At 62.9% G+C, this 14451-nt stretch carries 17 protein-coding genes; 6 read left to right on the forward strand and 11 right to left on the reverse strand.

The features are described 5' to 3' along the window. Nucleotides 1-101 precede the first annotated feature (101 nt). Genes C3Y91_RS10825 through C3Y91_RS10835 form a run of 3 tightly spaced genes read left to right on the forward strand, consistent with a single transcriptional unit; the run spans nucleotide 102 to nucleotide 2388 of the window. Nucleotides 102-716, forward strand: coding sequence for a cysteine peptidase family C39 domain-containing protein (locus C3Y91_RS10825; protein ID WP_075224913.1), 615 nt, complete (start codon nucleotides 102-104; stop codon nucleotides 714-716). A gap of 34 nt (nucleotides 717-750) precedes the next feature. Beyond that, a complete protein-coding gene (locus C3Y91_RS10830) occupies nucleotides 751-1827 on the forward strand; it encodes a D-alanine--D-alanine ligase family protein (protein WP_024322078.1) in 1077 nt (358 codons plus the stop codon). 15 nt (nucleotides 1828-1842) lie between these two features. After that, on the forward strand, nucleotides 1843-2388 hold the full coding sequence (locus C3Y91_RS10835; protein WP_024322079.1) for an AAA family ATPase: 546 nt from the start codon (nucleotides 1843-1845) through the stop codon (nucleotides 2386-2388). Between the two features lie 44 nt (nucleotides 2389-2432). Here the strand turns inward: C3Y91_RS10835 and C3Y91_RS10840 are convergent, their stop codons facing one another. The 5 genes from C3Y91_RS10840 to gnd all read right to left on the reverse strand — a co-directional run bounded on the left by C3Y91_RS10840 (nucleotide 2433) and on the right by gnd (nucleotide 6583). Continuing rightward, a complete protein-coding gene (locus tag C3Y91_RS10840; protein ID WP_018074618.1) occupies nucleotides 2433-3050 on the reverse strand; it encodes a class I SAM-dependent methyltransferase in 618 nt (205 codons plus the stop codon). A 165-nt stretch (nucleotides 3051-3215) separates the two neighbouring features. Continuing rightward, nucleotides 3216-3725: a GNAT family N-acetyltransferase gene (locus C3Y91_RS10845; protein ID WP_024322080.1), complete on the reverse strand. Its 510-nt coding sequence runs from the start codon at nucleotides 3723-3725 to the stop codon at nucleotides 3216-3218. Nucleotides 3726-3781: 56 nt separating this feature from the next. After that, complete coding sequence (locus C3Y91_RS10850) at nucleotides 3782-4276, reverse strand: GNAT family N-acetyltransferase (protein WP_024322081.1); 495 nt, start codon at nucleotides 4274-4276, stop codon at nucleotides 3782-3784. 12 nt (nucleotides 4277-4288) lie between these two features. Continuing rightward, on the reverse strand, nucleotides 4289-5047 hold the full coding sequence (locus C3Y91_RS10855; protein ID WP_024322082.1) for a carbon-nitrogen hydrolase family protein: 759 nt from the start codon (nucleotides 5045-5047) through the stop codon (nucleotides 4289-4291). Between the two features lie 84 nt (nucleotides 5048-5131). Then, nucleotides 5132-6583 (reverse strand): NADP-dependent phosphogluconate dehydrogenase, encoded by a 1452-nt coding sequence (gene gnd / locus C3Y91_RS10860; protein ID WP_024322083.1) that lies wholly within the window; start codon nucleotides 6581-6583, stop codon nucleotides 5132-5134. Nucleotides 6584-6793: 210 nt separating this feature from the next. On the opposite strand from gnd, the gene C3Y91_RS10865 reads away from it, so the two are divergent. The 3 genes from C3Y91_RS10865 (at nucleotide 6794) to C3Y91_RS10875 (ending at nucleotide 8406) form a co-directional block, all read left to right on the forward strand. Continuing rightward, a complete protein-coding gene (locus C3Y91_RS10865; RefSeq protein WP_168575288.1) occupies nucleotides 6794-7576 on the forward strand; it encodes an AraC family transcriptional regulator in 783 nt (260 codons plus the stop codon). A 68-nt stretch (nucleotides 7577-7644) separates the two neighbouring features. After that, nucleotides 7645-8043: a polyketide cyclase gene (locus tag C3Y91_RS10870; protein ID WP_024322085.1), complete on the forward strand. Its 399-nt coding sequence runs from the start codon at nucleotides 7645-7647 to the stop codon at nucleotides 8041-8043. Continuing rightward, entirely contained in the window at nucleotides 8044-8406 is a 363-nt protein-coding gene (locus tag C3Y91_RS10875) for a VOC family protein (protein WP_018074611.1), read from the forward strand. It begins immediately after the preceding gene. Between the two features lie 55 nt (nucleotides 8407-8461). On the opposite strand, the gene C3Y91_RS10880 is transcribed toward C3Y91_RS10875, so the two are convergent. The 6 genes from C3Y91_RS10880 to C3Y91_RS10905 form a co-directional block, all read right to left on the reverse strand. Further along, on the reverse strand, nucleotides 8462-9178 hold the full coding sequence (locus tag C3Y91_RS10880; protein ID WP_024322086.1) for a PAS domain-containing protein: 717 nt from the start codon (nucleotides 9176-9178) through the stop codon (nucleotides 8462-8464). Nucleotides 9179-9427: 249 nt separating this feature from the next. Next, nucleotides 9428-10363: a lipid A biosynthesis lauroyl acyltransferase gene (locus tag C3Y91_RS10885; RefSeq protein ID WP_018074609.1), complete on the reverse strand. Its 936-nt coding sequence runs from the start codon at nucleotides 10361-10363 to the stop codon at nucleotides 9428-9430. Nucleotides 10364-10367: 4 nt separating this feature from the next. Next, nucleotides 10368-11396 (reverse strand): zinc-binding dehydrogenase, encoded by a 1029-nt coding sequence (locus C3Y91_RS10890; RefSeq protein ID WP_018074608.1) that lies wholly within the window; start codon nucleotides 11394-11396, stop codon nucleotides 10368-10370. Between the two features lie 56 nt (nucleotides 11397-11452). Continuing rightward, nucleotides 11453-12739, reverse strand: a complete 1287-nt coding sequence (locus C3Y91_RS10895; protein ID WP_018074607.1) for a beta-ketoacyl-ACP synthase — start codon at nucleotides 12737-12739, stop codon at nucleotides 11453-11455. A gap of 12 nt (nucleotides 12740-12751) precedes the next feature. Continuing rightward, nucleotides 12752-13957 (reverse strand): beta-ketoacyl-ACP synthase, encoded by a 1206-nt coding sequence (locus C3Y91_RS10900; protein WP_018074606.1) that lies wholly within the window; start codon nucleotides 13955-13957, stop codon nucleotides 12752-12754. Beyond that, entirely contained in the window at nucleotides 13954-14436 is a 483-nt protein-coding gene (locus C3Y91_RS10905) for a 3-hydroxyacyl-ACP dehydratase FabZ family protein (RefSeq protein WP_003540474.1), read from the reverse strand. Before C3Y91_RS10905 ends, C3Y91_RS10900 begins: the two co-directional genes overlap by 4 nt. Nucleotides 14437-14451 lie beyond the last annotated feature (15 nt).

The raw sequence follows: 14451 nt of genomic DNA on the forward strand, positions 1-14451 counted from the left end.
GGAAAAACGCCCCCTACCGTCGGATCGTCAGCGTGCATCGGTTCGAAAAAAGCCAAGATTGCCCGCCATCTCAAGAGACGAGTCACGGGGATATCGACAGGATGCAGCAGAGCGGCGTGCCCTATTTCAGCCAATGGGAATCACCGGGCATGACGCTGCCGGTGCTTGCCGAGGGATCGCAGGCCTTGCTCAGCGATCCGCTCTGGCGCCATTCTGGGGCCGCAACAATCGAGGAATATGCACGCTGGGCGGTCAATGTCTGCGGCATGGCCTGCCTGAAGATGATCCTTGCCGCCCGCGGTGAAATCCACCCGACCCTCGAGCTTGCCCGCGCCTGCACCGCCTATGGCGGTTATGTCGTCAACGAGATCGATGCATCGATCAAAGGGCTGATTTACGCGCCCTTCGTCCGCTTCGCCGCCGAGCGTTTCGGACTTAGCGCGGAGACGATGACCGGCGTCAAGACGCCAGCTATTCCCGACCTTCTGTCGAAGCGCCGGTTCTTCATCGCCTCGGTGAACTCGGGCATCCGCTGGCCGGAGCGCGAGCCGCTCTCGAAAGGCGGACACCTGGTGCTGGTGACGTCAGCCTCGCAGGAGACGATTCGCTTTCACAACCCGTCCGGTCATGACGAAGCGAGCCAGGCCGATGTGACACTGCCGCTCGCCATCTTCGACCGTTTCTTCGCCAATCGCGGCATATCGGTCGACGCCTGACCCTTTTCAACACCAGATCGTTTCGGAGGCTTTCATGACCCCATCCCCAAACAGGCTGCGCATTGCCGTGCTTTTCGGCGGCCGCTCGGCCGAGCATGAAGTTTCCGTGCTCTCGGCAACCAATGTCATGGGCGCGCTCAAGCCCGAAAAATACGACGCCGTTCCTGTTTTCAACACCCGCGAGGGACGGTGGCTGCTGAGCAGCTTCGAGGACGGCATGCTGGCGACGCCTTCATCAGGCACGGAAATCTGCCTCGTGCCGGGCGGACGGGGCCGGATACTGGCAATTCCGGCCCATGGCGCGCCGCATGACCTACCAAAGGTCGACATCCTGTTTCCTGTCCTCCACGGCCAGCATGGCGAGGACGGATCAGTGCAAGGCGCGGCGGAGGTGGCCCGCGTTCCACTCGCCGGTTGCGGCATCCTCGGCTCCGCCGCAGCGCTCGACAAGGACATCGCCAAGCGCCTGCTGAGGGCAGCGGGCCTGCCAGTGGCGCGTGCGGTGACGATCCATGAGGGTGCCGTCCCTTCGCTGGCAGCCTTGGAAGGCGAGCTCGGCCTGCCGCTCTTCATCAAGCCGGCGCGCCAGGGATCGTCGGTAGGCGTTGCCAAGGTCCATGCCAGCCAGGAATTCGCGCCCGCCCTTACTGAGGCCTTCCGCCACGATCGCACGCTGCTCGCCGAGGAATTCGTGCGCGGCCGTGAGATCGAATTCAGCGTCTTGGAAGATACGGCAGGAGAACTCTTCGTCTCCCGGCCGGGCGAGATCGTGCCGGCCGAAAGTCACGGCTTCTATAGCTACGATGCCAAATATATCGACGAGAAAGGTGCGGCGCTGAAAGTGCCGGCCGAACTGCCGCAGGAGATCGAGACCGCCATGCGCGACGTGGCCGCAAAAGCCTTCAGAGCCGTCGGCTGCGATGGCATGGCCCGCATCGACTTCTTCCTGACGGATGACATGCGGTTCCTCGTCAATGAAATCAACACCATCCCCGGCTTCACCGATATCAGCATGTATTCCAAGGCGATGGCGGCAAGCGGCGTCACCTACGCCGAAATCATCGACCGCCTAGTGGACCACGGCCTGGCGCGCGCCCGACGGGCCGACTGAGACGGGAGCTTGATCATGAACAGGCTGGTCTTGATTTCGGGATGTTCCGGCGGCGGAAAATCGAAGCTTCTTGCGGAACTTGCCGCTCGCGGTCATGCCATCGTCGAAGAGCCCGGCCGACGGATCGTCAAACAGGAACTCGAAGGCGACGGCGCAGCCCTGCCCTGGGTCGACATGGCGGCCTTTGCCCGCCGCGCAATCGAGATGGCGATGGCTGACTACACGACGGCGCGTGAGCAGACCGGCTGGACGTTCTTCGATCGCGGGCTGATCGATGCGGCGGCAGCGCTGCAGCACCTGACTGGAGAACCGGTCCTGGAAAAATTGAGCGCCGCCCACCGCTATCACCCGAGGGTTTTTCTCACGCCGCCGTGGCCCGAAATCTACACGACCGACCCCGAGCGGCGCCATGGCTTCGACGAGGCGGTCGCCGAATATGATCGACTTGCCGCCGTCTATCCCACGCTCGGCTACGACATCGTCATGCTGCCGAAAATCGCGGTCACCGACCGGGCGGATTTCATCCTCGACTACCTCCTTCGGGAAACGAGGCAGCAGTAGACGAGATCGCCAGGGTGTCTCTCGGCCGCCTTCACAAAAAGGGCTCAGCGCCTGCGAAAAACGCACCACTGGAACGACTGCCGGCCACCGCCGGGTGTCGTGTGTTCCTCCCGCCAGTCACGCTGAAGCGCGAAGGTGGACGAGAACTCGGTCGTAAGCGCCACCGCGTCGTAACGCTGGACCGGCAAGCCGCTGCACCGTTCCGGCCCGTCCGGCGCGAAGGTCGCGATGATGACGACGCTGCCCGGCGCCGTGCCGGTTTCGAGTGCTCGACGATAGGCCAGCCGCTGCTCGGGTTCGGTGAGGAAGTGAAAAACGGCGCGGTCGTGCCACACATCGTAATGGCGGTCGGGCTGCCATGAAGTGACGTCGGCAACCACCCAGGCGATCCGGGCGGCTTCATCCCGCAGCCGCGCCTTGGCGACCTCGAGCGCCGGCGCGGCGATATCGAGGACGGTGAGGTCGGACCACCCGCGCTCGACAAGACGATCGACAAGGCTCGATGCGCCGCCGCCCACATCGATCAGCGAGGCCATGGCCGGCAGTTGCAGCTCGTCAAGCGCCCGCAAGGAAGGCTCGGGCGTCGGCTGATACCAGCTGACGCTGTCGGCAGATTTCGTGCGGTAGACCTCGTCCCAGTGTTCCCGCTTCTCGCCTGTCATCCGATATCCCCATCTCTTGCCGAGCCCGATATCCTACAGCGCCGAGCGTCTTTTCAGACGCGCAAAGGACGCTGTAGCGCTTTCAAGTATGTAGTAGCTGATCAACATGTAGGGACTGAGACGTCTGCAACCAATCGCAATGCGCCCAAGACCATGTTCCGCGTTTCAGGAAGCGAGGTGCCGGTAAACGAGATCGGCAGGATCCATTCGGGGTGCTATGGGATCAAGACGCGCGCCCAGCCGTTCCGCAACGGCAGCAGATGCGACATTGCCGGGAGCGATATAGCTGACGAGCGACGGCAACTTGAGCGTCGCGAAGGCCCAGTTGCGTAGCCCGAACGCCGCTTCGGTCGCATAGCCTCTGCCCTCGTATCCCTCGTAGACGAACCAGCCCAGTTCCTTTTCCGGAAAAAGCGGCCCGTGATTGATCCCCACCTGGCCGACGCATTCGCCGGTTTCGCCAAGCTCGATCATCAGCGCTCCATGCCCGAAAAGCTGCCACAGGGCGACGTCGTGACAGAACATCCCCCATGCCGCACGCAGATCGAACGGGCCACCCATTCCGACGGATCGCGGCGACGCCATGATCTGCGCATAGGCAGCGAAATCGTCGATCTCTGGCATGCGAAGCCTAAGACGCTCGGTTCGAATGGTCATCGCGCCCGCTTCGGACATGTCGTTGCCTTCTCTGTCAAGTTGGGTTTGGAGTTTCGGCCGTTGAACGGAATATTCTAGCTTTCAAATGCCGGGGCGAATTGCAACGTCCCGCTTGGCGGAGATCCGCGAAAGACAATTCTCTGCACGAGCCGCGTATCGAGGTCGAGGTACGTCAATTGTCCGTCGCTGCTGAAACCGACACGGCTGTAGATCTCGGGATTGCCGATCAGGGCGCATCCGCTGGCGCCCATCCCCTTCAGCAGTTCCAGACCCCTTGTGATCAGCACCTTGCCGATCCCTTGCCGCTGTCTCTCCGGCTTGACCGATATCGGACCCAATCCGAACCAGCCTTCATGCATGCCGTTGATCGTCACCGGCGAAAACGCCACATGCCCGAGAATCTCGCCGCCCTGCTCGGCCACTAGCGATATCTTGAGATCGCCCGCCGCGCGAAGCCTTCGGACAATCTCCGCTTCCGTACCGTCGCTGTAGGGCATCGGCTTGAAGGCGGTCGAGGTCAGATCATGGATCGCGTCGATATCCTCCGGCGTTTCGTCTCGGATAAGCATCTCTATCAATCCTCAATCGCGATAGCTCAAAGGTTCTATGCAAGGAAAGTCGAAGACCAGCAAGCCGGGTTCCTCCAGCGGCAGCTGCGCCACGACCTGCCCTTCCGGGTTCAGCACCGCCGTCGGCCCCCAGGCGATGCGCCCGTCGCGCTCACCCGTTACGTCGGACGATATCAGCCACAGGCCTGTCTCGCGGCATCTTTCAGCGCGAACGGCATTATGCAGCTGCTTGAATATTTCCGCCTTTTCCCGTGGCATCATGTTGTTGGACAGGCATAGGATCAGCGACGCGCCAGACGCGGCGACCTTTGCGGCCGCTTCCGGAAAATTGGTGTCGTAGCAGATGTTGATCCCGAAATGCAGGGCACCGATCGCAAAGAGCGGGCTGTCCTTTCCTGCCTCGAAAGCCCGTTCGCCGCGCAGCAGGTGGGCCTTCCGGTAGCGGCCGAGGAGAACGCCGCGCTCGACGACGACGGCAGTGTTGAACAATCGCCCGTCATCGATCTCGATCAGCCCTATGACCAGCACCAGTCCCGACTTCGGCAACCGGTCGAGGACCGCCGCGAACTCGGCCGATGCCAGATCGAGGGCAACGCGCCGCGCCGATGCTTCATCGGTCAGGTAGCCCTGGAGAAAACCTTCGGGAAAGACCAGCAGGGCAACACCCTCAGCCTCGGCACGAGCGGCGATGCCGCAGGCATAATCCAGTGCCGCCTCGACATTCTCCCGAAACTCCGGCGTCTGCGCGGCGGCTATCCGAATGCTATTCACCGTGATCTCCGGGTTTCAGCCTCGGCCTTTCATCAAAAGGCCCGGCGCGGTGGCCGGGCCTCTCCTTGAAAATCGGGCTGAACCTCAGAAAGTCGAGGCACCGCTGCCCCAGGGGCCGTGGTGGAAATCCTTGCCGTCCAGGCGGTCGAAGCCATGGGCGCCGAAGAAATCGCGCTGTGCCTGGATGAGGTTTGCCGTTCCCCTGCCCTGGCGATAGGCGTCGAAATAGGTCAGCGCCGAGGTCAGCGCCGGCACCGGCAGGCCGGCGGCAATCGCGGCACCGACGACACGGCGCAGCGCCGGGATCGATTCCTTGACCATGTCGGAGAAGGCAGGCGTGACGATCAGGTTGGCAGCATCGGGCGCCTTGGTGAAGGCCGAGGTGATCTCGTCGAGGAACTGCGAGCGAATGATGCAGCCGGCACGCCAGATCCTGGCAATCGTCGGCATCGGCAGCGACCAGTTGAACTCGCGCGATGCTTCCGCCATCACCGCGAAGCCCTGCGCATAGGCGCCGATCTTCGCGGCAAACAGCGCCAGTTCGAGATCCTTGTTCAGCTCGGGGCCGTATGCGATCGGGAAGGACACAGCCTGCGTGCCGAAGATCTTTTCGGCGGCTTCGCGCTGCGACTTCATCGAAGAGAGGCTGCGGGCGGCGACTGCGGCTTCGATCGCCGTTGCCGGAATACCCATGTTCTGCGCCTCGATCGCCGACCACTTGCCGGTGCCCTTCTGGCCGGCCTTGTCGAGGATCATGTCGACCATCGGCCCGCCGGAAACCGGATCGGTGGCCGCAAGCACCTTCTCGGAGATTTCGATCAGGTAGGAGTTCAGCCGGCCCTTGTTCCATTCGCCGAAGATGCCGGAGATTTCGGAGGCGCTCTTGCCGAGGCCGTCGCGCAGGATGCCGTAGATTTCGGCGATCATCTGCATGTCGGCATATTCGATGCCGTTATGGATGGTCTTGACGAAATGGCCGGCACCGTCATTGCCGAGCCAGGCGACGCAGGGCTCGTCATTGTAGCGGGCGGCAATCGATGTCAGCACCTTCTCGACGCGCTTCCAGGACTCTTCGGTGCCGCCGACCATGATCGACGGGCCATGGCGCGCACCTTCTTCGCCGCCGGAAACACCCATGCCGATGAAGGTCAGATCGGTATTCTTCAGCCGGTCGAAGCGGGCGACGGTGTCGCGGAAATTGGCGTTGCCGGCATCGATCATGATGTCGCCCTTGGAGAGATGCGGGCGCAGCAGCTCCATCTGCTGGTCGACGGGCTCGCCCGCCTTGATCATGATGATGATCGGACGCGGCGGCCGGATCGCATCGACGAACTCTTCGATCGTCTTGCAGGGAACAATCTGCTTCTTCAGATCGCCGGCGCTTTCGTAGAATTCGTCGGTTTTCTCCGGCGTGCGGTTGAACACCGCGATTTTATTGCCTTTCTCCGCGATGTTGAGCGCCAGGTTGGAGCCCATGACCGCAAGGCCGATCAGTCCGATTTCTGCCTTTTCCACGACAAACCTCCGATGTGTCATTTGGACCGGTGTTGTGGCACTGTCTCGGTCAAACGGCAAGTCTCGCAAGGGTCTAATCGGTTCGCAAAAGCCAATGAAATGAAGCTTGCAATATCGCCGCTTGTCCGACAACCCACAGGCTGCCGCTTAATCCGAAGCCGCAAGTTTTTCGAGCATCCTGCCCGTATTGCCCTATCTCATGTTATCATCAGTGCCCCGGGAGATATCGCATTGGCATCGGGAAGACGAAAAGATACGGCTCTCCTGGCGGCCCGCGCCGGCCGCTACCGCGAATATGCACCGCCATCGACGCTGCGACACCATTTCAGCCGCCTCTGGTCGCACGCGCTCCATGACGGGCCGGTGGCGATCGTGCCGGACGGCTATTGCGATCTCCTCTGGATCGACGGCCGGCTGGTCGTCGCCGGCCCCGACAGGGCGGCGGCCTTTCCCGTCATCCAGCCGGGTGCGACAGTGATCGGCGCACGTTTTGCGCCTGGCGCCGCAGCACCCTGGCTGGAGACGCCGCTCTCGGCACTGGTCGGCTGCTCGGTGCCCCTCGCTGACTTCGGCCGGAAGGACACTGCCGAATTCGAGGCGCGGCTTGCGGATTGCCCCGACCCCTCAGCCGCCACGGCGCTGTTTGGCCGCCTGCTCGAAGAGGCCGCGCGCGATGAGGAAGAGCCCGCCCGAGAGGCTGCCGTGATCTTCGCCGCCGCCGACAGCCGTCGCCCGGCACCCGGCCTGCTCGACAGGCTCGGCATGAGCGAAAGGCAGCTGCGCCGCCGCTGCCACCACCATTTCGGCTATGGCGCAAAGACGCTGGAACGGATCCGCCGGTTCCAGCGTTTCCTCGACCTCTGCCGCAGGTCGGACACGATGCCGCTTGCCCGCCTTGCGCTCGAAGCGGGCTTTGCCGATCAGCCCCACATGACGCGCGAGGTCGGCGAGCTCTCGACGCTGACGCCCGCGGTCATTCTTGACCAGCTCAGCATGCGGCAAAGAGCCGACTGACCGTTTTGTTCAAGACGCTGCCGGCCGGTCTGTTATTCTGACGAAACCATGACAGGGACCTGCAGCCGATGACGACAATGCCCGCGAAAATCATCCACCTGTCGATCGGGCGCGACTGGCGCGACGTCTATGACTTCGCCGGCAAACCGGAGAACATGCCGCTCTGGGCTTCCGGCCTTGCGACCGGCCTCGAACCGCACGGCGCCGACTGGATCGCCCACGGCGCTCTTGGCAGCGTCAAGGTGAGCTTCGTACCTACCAATGAATTCGGCGTGATCGATCATACAGTGACGATCGAATCCGGCCTCAGGGTCTATAATGCCCTGCGCATCGTGCCGAACGGCGATGGCTGCGAGGTCATGTTCACGCTGCTGCGTCTGCCCGGCATGACCGACGCGCAGTTTTCCGCCGATGCCGCCCATGTCGAGAAGGATCTTGCCATGCTGAAAGCCCTGATGGAGAGATAGATGGCCGAGAAGACAGAAAACCACGATCGCCGTATCGATTATGTCGAATTCAACGTCGCCGACATCGCCGCCGCCAAAGCCTTTTACGGCTCGGCCTTCGGCTGGCGCTTCACCGATTACGGCCCCAATTATTGCGAATTCGACGATGGCCGGCTGAAGGGCGGCTTTACCGATTTCGGACCGGTGCGTCCGGGCGGCGGCCCGCTGGTCGTCGTCTATGCCAGAGACCTGGAAGAAGTGCTGACCTCAGTCGAAAGAGCCGGCGGCACGATCTGTCGGCCGATCACCGATTTTCCCGGCGGCCGTCGCTTCCACTTCCTCGACCGCGACGGTTACGAGCTCGCCGTCTGGGCGGCCGCTTAGCCAGACGACCCAAGGCAGCCGAGTTGGTCAGGCTGCCTAAGGCTGCCGACCGGGATCAGGCAGCCTGCGACAGCCGATCGAGATCTTCCATGACGAGCAGGGCGCCGATCACCGTACCGCCCGCATCGCGCAGCGGCGACATGCGACAGCGCACCTGCCGCGATCCGCCGCTGTCGGCCGAGCGCTCATAGGAATAGTCGATCTGTTCGCCGGCAAAACAGGCGTCGAGCTTATGCTTGGCGCATTCGGCAAACCGCTCCTCGCCGATGAATTCGGAAAGGTGGCGGCCGATAAGCTCCATCGGCTTCCTGTTGAGATGGGCGCTGTTGGCTGGATTGGAATAGAGGTAGCGATAGTCCCTGGTCAGCACCGCCACGCGATCCGGCAGGCTTTCGAGGATCACCGCGTTGAGGAACTGGCCATTGTCGGTATCAGGCACATAGGCCGGCGGCGGCTCGATGCGCACATCCTGCGGCGAAGGCACGCGCCAGTCCGGCCCATGCGCCCCGAAATAGCGGTCGAGCAGGTAGGAAAGCACCGACGTGTGCTCCGTGACGCTGGCGCTGTCGTCGGCATCCTGGCTGATCAGATGGCTCACAAACTGCAGTTGCATGTAAACTTCGAGCAGATTGACTGCCCGGCAGGCGAGGATTGCCTCGACCAGCGGCTCGACATGGCGGTCGAGCGCCGTGACGCGCTGGTCGTCGCCCAAGCGTATGGCTTCCTCGATTTGCACGCAACGCAAGGAAAAAGCTCGAAAAAGCTCCAGCAAGACGCCTCCACTCCCATTGTCCCAAGAGACGAGTCCGAAACCTCACATGGCTGCATTTCCCAAAAAATGCGCCTTCCGGTAGACATTATTCGCGTCTTGGTGGTGACGGATAACATGAAGTGCCCTCAGTTTCAATCCGAGAGCACCTGCCGCTTTTCACCGCTGATAAATGAGGGTGGACGTTTTTGGAGCATGATGCCGAAAGTGTGAGCGGTTTTCGGCATCATGCCGGCCTGAAATCATCCTGTTCTAAGGCGCGAGCGTCTGCTTGATCTGCCAGCGGTCGTGATACCAGAGCCACTGTTCCGGATATTCCCGCACCCAACTTTCCACCTTGTCGTTGAGCAACTGGGCGGCGGCCGGCAGGTCGAGATTACCCGCGGCGTCGCGTGGCATATCCAGCCGCGGCTCGATTTCCAGCCGGTAGCGATTTCCGGGCAGACGGATGCAGCGCGCCGGATAAACCTCGCAGTCGAACTGCCGCACCAGCTTCGGCAGCAGGGGATTGGTCTTGACCTCGCGTCCGAAGAAGGTGCCCTTCAGCCCCTTGCGGAATTTCTGATCGACGAGCACGCCCACGCCTTGTCCTGCTTCGAGCTGACGGGCGAGCGCGAAGGAGGAGCCGGCATGCGAGGGCACCAGCCTGCCCATGCGGGCGCTCCGGAAGTCGAACACCTTCTTGGCGACATAAGGATTATTCGGCGGCCGGAAGAGCACGGTGACGGTGAGCCCGAAGGCGGCACCCGCCACCGGCAGCAGCTCGAAATTGGCGGTATGGCCGGTAAAGACGATGAAGGGGCGCGGATTGTCGCGCAGGTCGAGGAAGATCGGGACGCCCGACACCTCCACCCTGCCCGGCTCCGACTTTTCGGGATCATAGTCGAACAGTTGGTCGAGGAAGACGTATTCGGCCGCAAGCCGGCCCATATTACCCCAGCTGGCGAGCGCGATCTCCTCGATCTCGGCCTCGCTCTTCTCAGGGAAGGCATTGCGCAGATTGGTCAGCATCAGTCTGTGGCGGCTGGTCAGCCGGCCGAGGCGGCGCATCATCCTGTCGGCGAAGCGGATCGCGCCATCGGCCGGAAACAGCTTCAGGAAATTCAGGAAGCCGAACATCACCTGCGCCACCAGCCATTGCTGGAAATTCCTGAGCGCTAGAACGATCCGGGTGATGAACAGTTTCACGCGGTCAATCCATCTTCAGGATGATCTTGCCGAAGATCTGGCGCGATTCCATCCGCTCCAGCGCCCGGTCGATATCGCTGAAGCTGACCTCGGTATCGATGACCGGATGGACGAGCCCGCGGCCCATCTTCTGCATCGCATCCGCCATGTTCTCCATACGACAGCCGAAGGAGCCGAAGAGCTTCAGCTGCTGCTGGAACAGCATCATCAGGTTCATCTCTGTGGAAACACCCGAGGTCGAGCCGCAGGTGACGAGGCGCCCGCCGCGCTTCATGCAGAGCATCGAGCCCGCCCAGGTGTCCTTGCCGACATGTTCGAAGACGACGTCGACGCCCTTCTTCTTGGTGAGCTTGCGCACCACGCCCTCGAAACGGTCGGTGCGGTAGTTGATGACGTGATCGGCGCCGAGCGCCTTAGCTTTCTCGATCTTGTCGTCCGAACCAACCGTGGTGATGACGGTGCAGCCGATCTTCTTGGCAAGCTGGATCGCCGCCGTGCCGATGCCGGAGCCGCCGGCATGGACGAGGATCGTTTCACCCGGCTCGAGCTTGGCATTGTCGAACAGCATGTGCTCGACGGTGCCGAAAGTGACCGGAGCAAGCGCCGCGCCAATCGCATCGACGCCGGGAGGGGCGGGCACCAGCAGGCGCGCCGGCAGGTTGACCTTTTCCTGCGCGAAGCCATCGAGATGGAAGCCGTGCACGCCGGAGACATGTTCGCAGAGATTATCGCGGCCTTCGCGACAGGGGCGGCAGAGACCGCAGGTGCGCGCGCCGTAGATCGCCACCAGCTGGCCGGGCAGCACGTTCGCCACGCCCGGTCCGATCGCTTCGACGACGCCGGAAGCTTCCGCGCCGATGACGAGCGGCATCTTGCGCTTGGCGAACGCCATGCCGCGCCAGCCCCAGACGTCGATATGGTTGAGCGCCACCGCCTTGACGCGCAGCGTCACCTCGCCGGCACCTGGGGCATCCGGTTCCGGCAGATCGGTGATCTCAAGCTTGCGGTCGTCGATCAGTTGCAAAGCGCGCATGGCAAAATCCCTCGCCTGGAAGGCGTTTTTCTTGTCTTGAAATTGTCGGGAACCGCTTAAGCCGGTTCGAGCGCCATGACAAGGCTGGCATTCTGCCCGCCGAAGCCGAAGGAGTTGGAAAGCACGGCTGAAACCTGTGCTTCCCGCTTCTTGTTCGGCACGACATCGAGAACGATCGACGGATCGGGGTTGTTGTAGTTGATGGTCGGCGGCAGCGTTCCGGTCAACATCGTCTGCAGCGAGAACACCGCCTCGACCGCGCCCGCCGCCGTCAGCGTGTGGCCGATCATCGACTTGTTCGACGAAACCGGAATGCCGACGATCCGATCGCCGAAGACGGCCGACATCGCCCCATATTCCATCTTGTCGTTCTCAGGCGTCGAAGTGCCGTGCGCATTGATGTAGCCGATGCCGCTCTCGTCGATACCGGCATCAGCAAGCGCCGCGCGGATCGTCGCGATCGCCGGGCCACCATCGGGCGAAGACCGGGTGCGGTGGAAGCTGTCGGCCTTGTCGCCGGCGCCCTTCATGATGCCGAGCACCTTGGCGCCGCGGGCAACTGCTGATTCCAGCGATTCCAGCACCAGGGTCGCCGCGCCCTCGGCGATGACGAAGCCGTCACGATCCTTGCTGAATGGCTTGGAAGCCTTGGTCGGCGGATCGTTCTGCGTCGAAAGAGCTGATAGCAGCGAGAAGCGGATCAGAGCTTCGGCACTTAGCGATCCGTCGGTCGCGACGGTCAGCGCGCGATCGGTGCGGCCCTGGCGGATCGCCTCGATGCCGAGCTGGATCGCCGTGACGCCGGAGGCGCAGGCGGTCGACAGCGTCACGGGCAGGCCGCGGGTGCCGAACCGGTCGGCAAGGCGCTCGGAAATCGCGCCGAACAGCGCCGCCTCATGGAAGGCCGGATCCGGACGCTGGCGCAGCGCCGTCAGGAAGCGCTCATAAGCGTCACCCGGATGGTCGGAGGCCGGAGAACGGTCGGCAAGTTCGAAGCGCGCGCTCCATTCCGGCTCGATCGGCGGAGCGGCGAGGAATAGCGGGCCATTGAAATCGCCGGACAGGCCGGCATCGGCGAGCGCCTCGATCGTCGTTTCGCGGGCAAAGGCATAGGAGCGCTCGACGGCGTTCGGCACCGGGATGCCGATAAAATCGACGGTGCCGGCGATCCGCGTCGACAGGCCCTCGGTCGGGAAGCGGTTGATTTCGTGGATGCCCGACGTGCCTGACGAAAGCGCTGCCCAGTTGTCGCTGAGGCCCTGGCCGAGCGAGGTGATGATGCCCATGCCGGTAACAGCCACGATCGGACGGCCGAGGTGATCTTTATAAGCGGAAGCTGTCATATCTCTCACTCCTCACGCATCTGCGGAAAGAACGGCAACGCCCTCGCCGCGCTGGTGTCCGACCGTGGTCACAACGGCAGCGGTGGCGCCTGCCCGCATCGGCGCCTCATGGGCGGCATCGAAGGGCGGAACCTTGGCCTTGCCGTCGACGGCAAGGGCTGCGAGCGCCAGACCCAGCGTGAACTGCGTCTCGATCGTATGGCCGGTAACGCCGCCGAAGCCACGGATCGCAACGTCGGGCAATTGATGTTCGAGCACCGCCCGCTCGCGGGCGGCCAGATCGTGCATGCCGGTCGAGCCGGAAAAGATCGCCGTGCTTTCAGCGGCAAGCCCGGCTGCCGGCCCCAGAAGCCGCTCCAGCCGAACCTCGAGATTGCCGGAATTGCGGTTGCCGCGGTCACCCTCGACCGCATCGACGACGGCATAGATATGAGCGCCGCGGGCTTCGGCATGCTTGCGCGATTCCAGCACCAGGAAAGCGCCTGCCGAACCGGTGATCATGCCGCCGCCATCGCTCGGCTTGCGCGACCAGAGCGGCACCCAGTCGCCGCGCGCATGGGCGCCGATCGCTTCGGTGAGCAGGATCATGTCAGGCCGCTCGGCCGCGAAGGCGCCTCCAACAAGCGCATGCGAGGATTCGCCTGATTTGATGCGGTAAAAGGCAGTCTCGACGGCAGAAATGCCGGCCGCTTCCTCGCCCATGAAGGTGCGCGACGAGCCGGTGACCTTGTGCACGATCGAGATATTGCCGGCGAGCAGGTTGGAAAGCTGGGCGAGGAACAGCGTCGGCCTCAGCTCGGTCGTCAGCTTCTCGTTGAGCAGCAGCTCGCGGTCATTGCGCTTCAGCGCTTCGTCGACGATCAGTGTGTCGACATTGATGTCGCGCTCGCCGCCGCCGGCCGCCACGATCATATCCATCGTACCGCAAGCCTCGATATCGTCCTTGAAGCCGGCATCGTCGAGCGCAAGGCCGGCGGCGAAGACGCCGATGCGCTGCCAGTTCTCCATCTGGCGCTGGTCGCCGCGTTTGGCGATCTGCTGCGACCAGTCGATCTCGGGCAGCGGATGCACCGGATAGGGCTTGAACTTTTCAGTCTCGACGATCGCTTTCGGCGCGCTGGCGGCCGAAAGTAGCGCGATATGCGCATCCTTGCCGACGCCTTGACAGGTGACGATGCCGATGCCCGAGATGACGACGTCGTTTGCAGCCTTGCTCATCCAATCACTCCCTGCGCCGCGATCGCTTCGAGAAGCCCGATCTCGCCGGCACGTTTCTTCACGATATCGCCGAGCGGCACCTCGGAAAACGGCATGGTGCGCAATTTCAGCTGCGCATCGCAGACCTTCTTGCCGCCGCTGGTGATCTTAGCCTTGGTGACCGCGAAACCTGAACCGTCATGCTCGAGCACCGCCTCGATGTCGAGCACGGCTTCCGGTTCGACGAAGGTGCGCATCTTGGCGCCGTCGACCGTCATCAGGAAGGGCATGGCGGCAAAATTGGTGACGGCAAGCACCAGCATGCCAGAGGCCTGCGCCATGGTCTCGATCAGGAGCACGCCGGGAACGAGTGGCATGCCGGGAAAATGACCCTCGAAGACGGGGCTCTTGGCCGGCACGACGGATCGCGCCTTAAGCGTGCCCTTCTTCAGGTCCACCGCTTCGACGCGGTCAATCATCTGGAAATATTCCAGCAGCATTCGGATCCTCCGGCC

Origin of the sequence: Rhizobium ruizarguesonis, from assembly GCF_012349115.1 — a bacterium.
Taxonomy (GTDB): Bacteria; Pseudomonadota; Alphaproteobacteria; order Rhizobiales; family Rhizobiaceae; genus Rhizobium; species Rhizobium ruizarguesonis.

What these genes read in the sequence shown, in the direction of transcription:
- C3Y91_RS10875 (WP_018074611.1), top strand. Translation starts at nt 8,044, where the DNA reads ATGGCCGAGAAGACAGAAAACCACGATCGCCGTATCGATTATGTCGAA.
- C3Y91_RS10895 (WP_018074607.1), bottom strand. Translation starts at nt 12,739, where the DNA reads ATGACAGCTTCCGCTTATAAAGATCACCTCGGCCGTCCGATCGTGGCT.
- C3Y91_RS10840 (WP_018074618.1), bottom strand. Translation starts at nt 3,050, where the DNA reads ATGACAGGCGAGAAGCGGGAACACTGGGACGAGGTCTACCGCACGAAA.
- gnd (WP_024322083.1), bottom strand. Translation starts at nt 6,583, where the DNA reads ATGACACATCGGAGGTTTGTCGTGGAAAAGGCAGAAATCGGACTGATC.
- C3Y91_RS10870 (WP_024322085.1), top strand. Translation starts at nt 7,645, where the DNA reads ATGACGACAATGCCCGCGAAAATCATCCACCTGTCGATCGGGCGCGAC.
- C3Y91_RS10830 (WP_024322078.1), top strand. Translation starts at nt 751, where the DNA reads ATGACCCCATCCCCAAACAGGCTGCGCATTGCCGTGCTTTTCGGCGGC.
- C3Y91_RS10850 (WP_024322081.1), bottom strand. Translation starts at nt 4,276, where the DNA reads ATGCTTATCCGAGACGAAACGCCGGAGGATATCGACGCGATCCATGAT.
- C3Y91_RS10900 (WP_018074606.1), bottom strand. Translation starts at nt 13,957, where the DNA reads ATGAGCAAGGCTGCAAACGACGTCGTCATCTCGGGCATCGGCATCGTC.
- C3Y91_RS10845 (WP_024322080.1), bottom strand. Translation starts at nt 3,725, where the DNA reads ATGTCCGAAGCGGGCGCGATGACCATTCGAACCGAGCGTCTTAGGCTT.
- C3Y91_RS10890 (WP_018074608.1), bottom strand. Translation starts at nt 11,396, where the DNA reads ATGCGCGCTTTGCAACTGATCGACGACCGCAAGCTTGAGATCACCGAT.
- C3Y91_RS10905 (WP_003540474.1), bottom strand. Translation starts at nt 14,436, where the DNA reads ATGCTGCTGGAATATTTCCAGATGATTGACCGCGTCGAAGCGGTGGAC.
- C3Y91_RS10835 (WP_024322079.1), top strand. Translation starts at nt 1,843, where the DNA reads ATGAACAGGCTGGTCTTGATTTCGGGATGTTCCGGCGGCGGAAAATCG.
- C3Y91_RS10825 (WP_075224913.1), top strand. Translation starts at nt 102, where the DNA reads ATGCAGCAGAGCGGCGTGCCCTATTTCAGCCAATGGGAATCACCGGGC.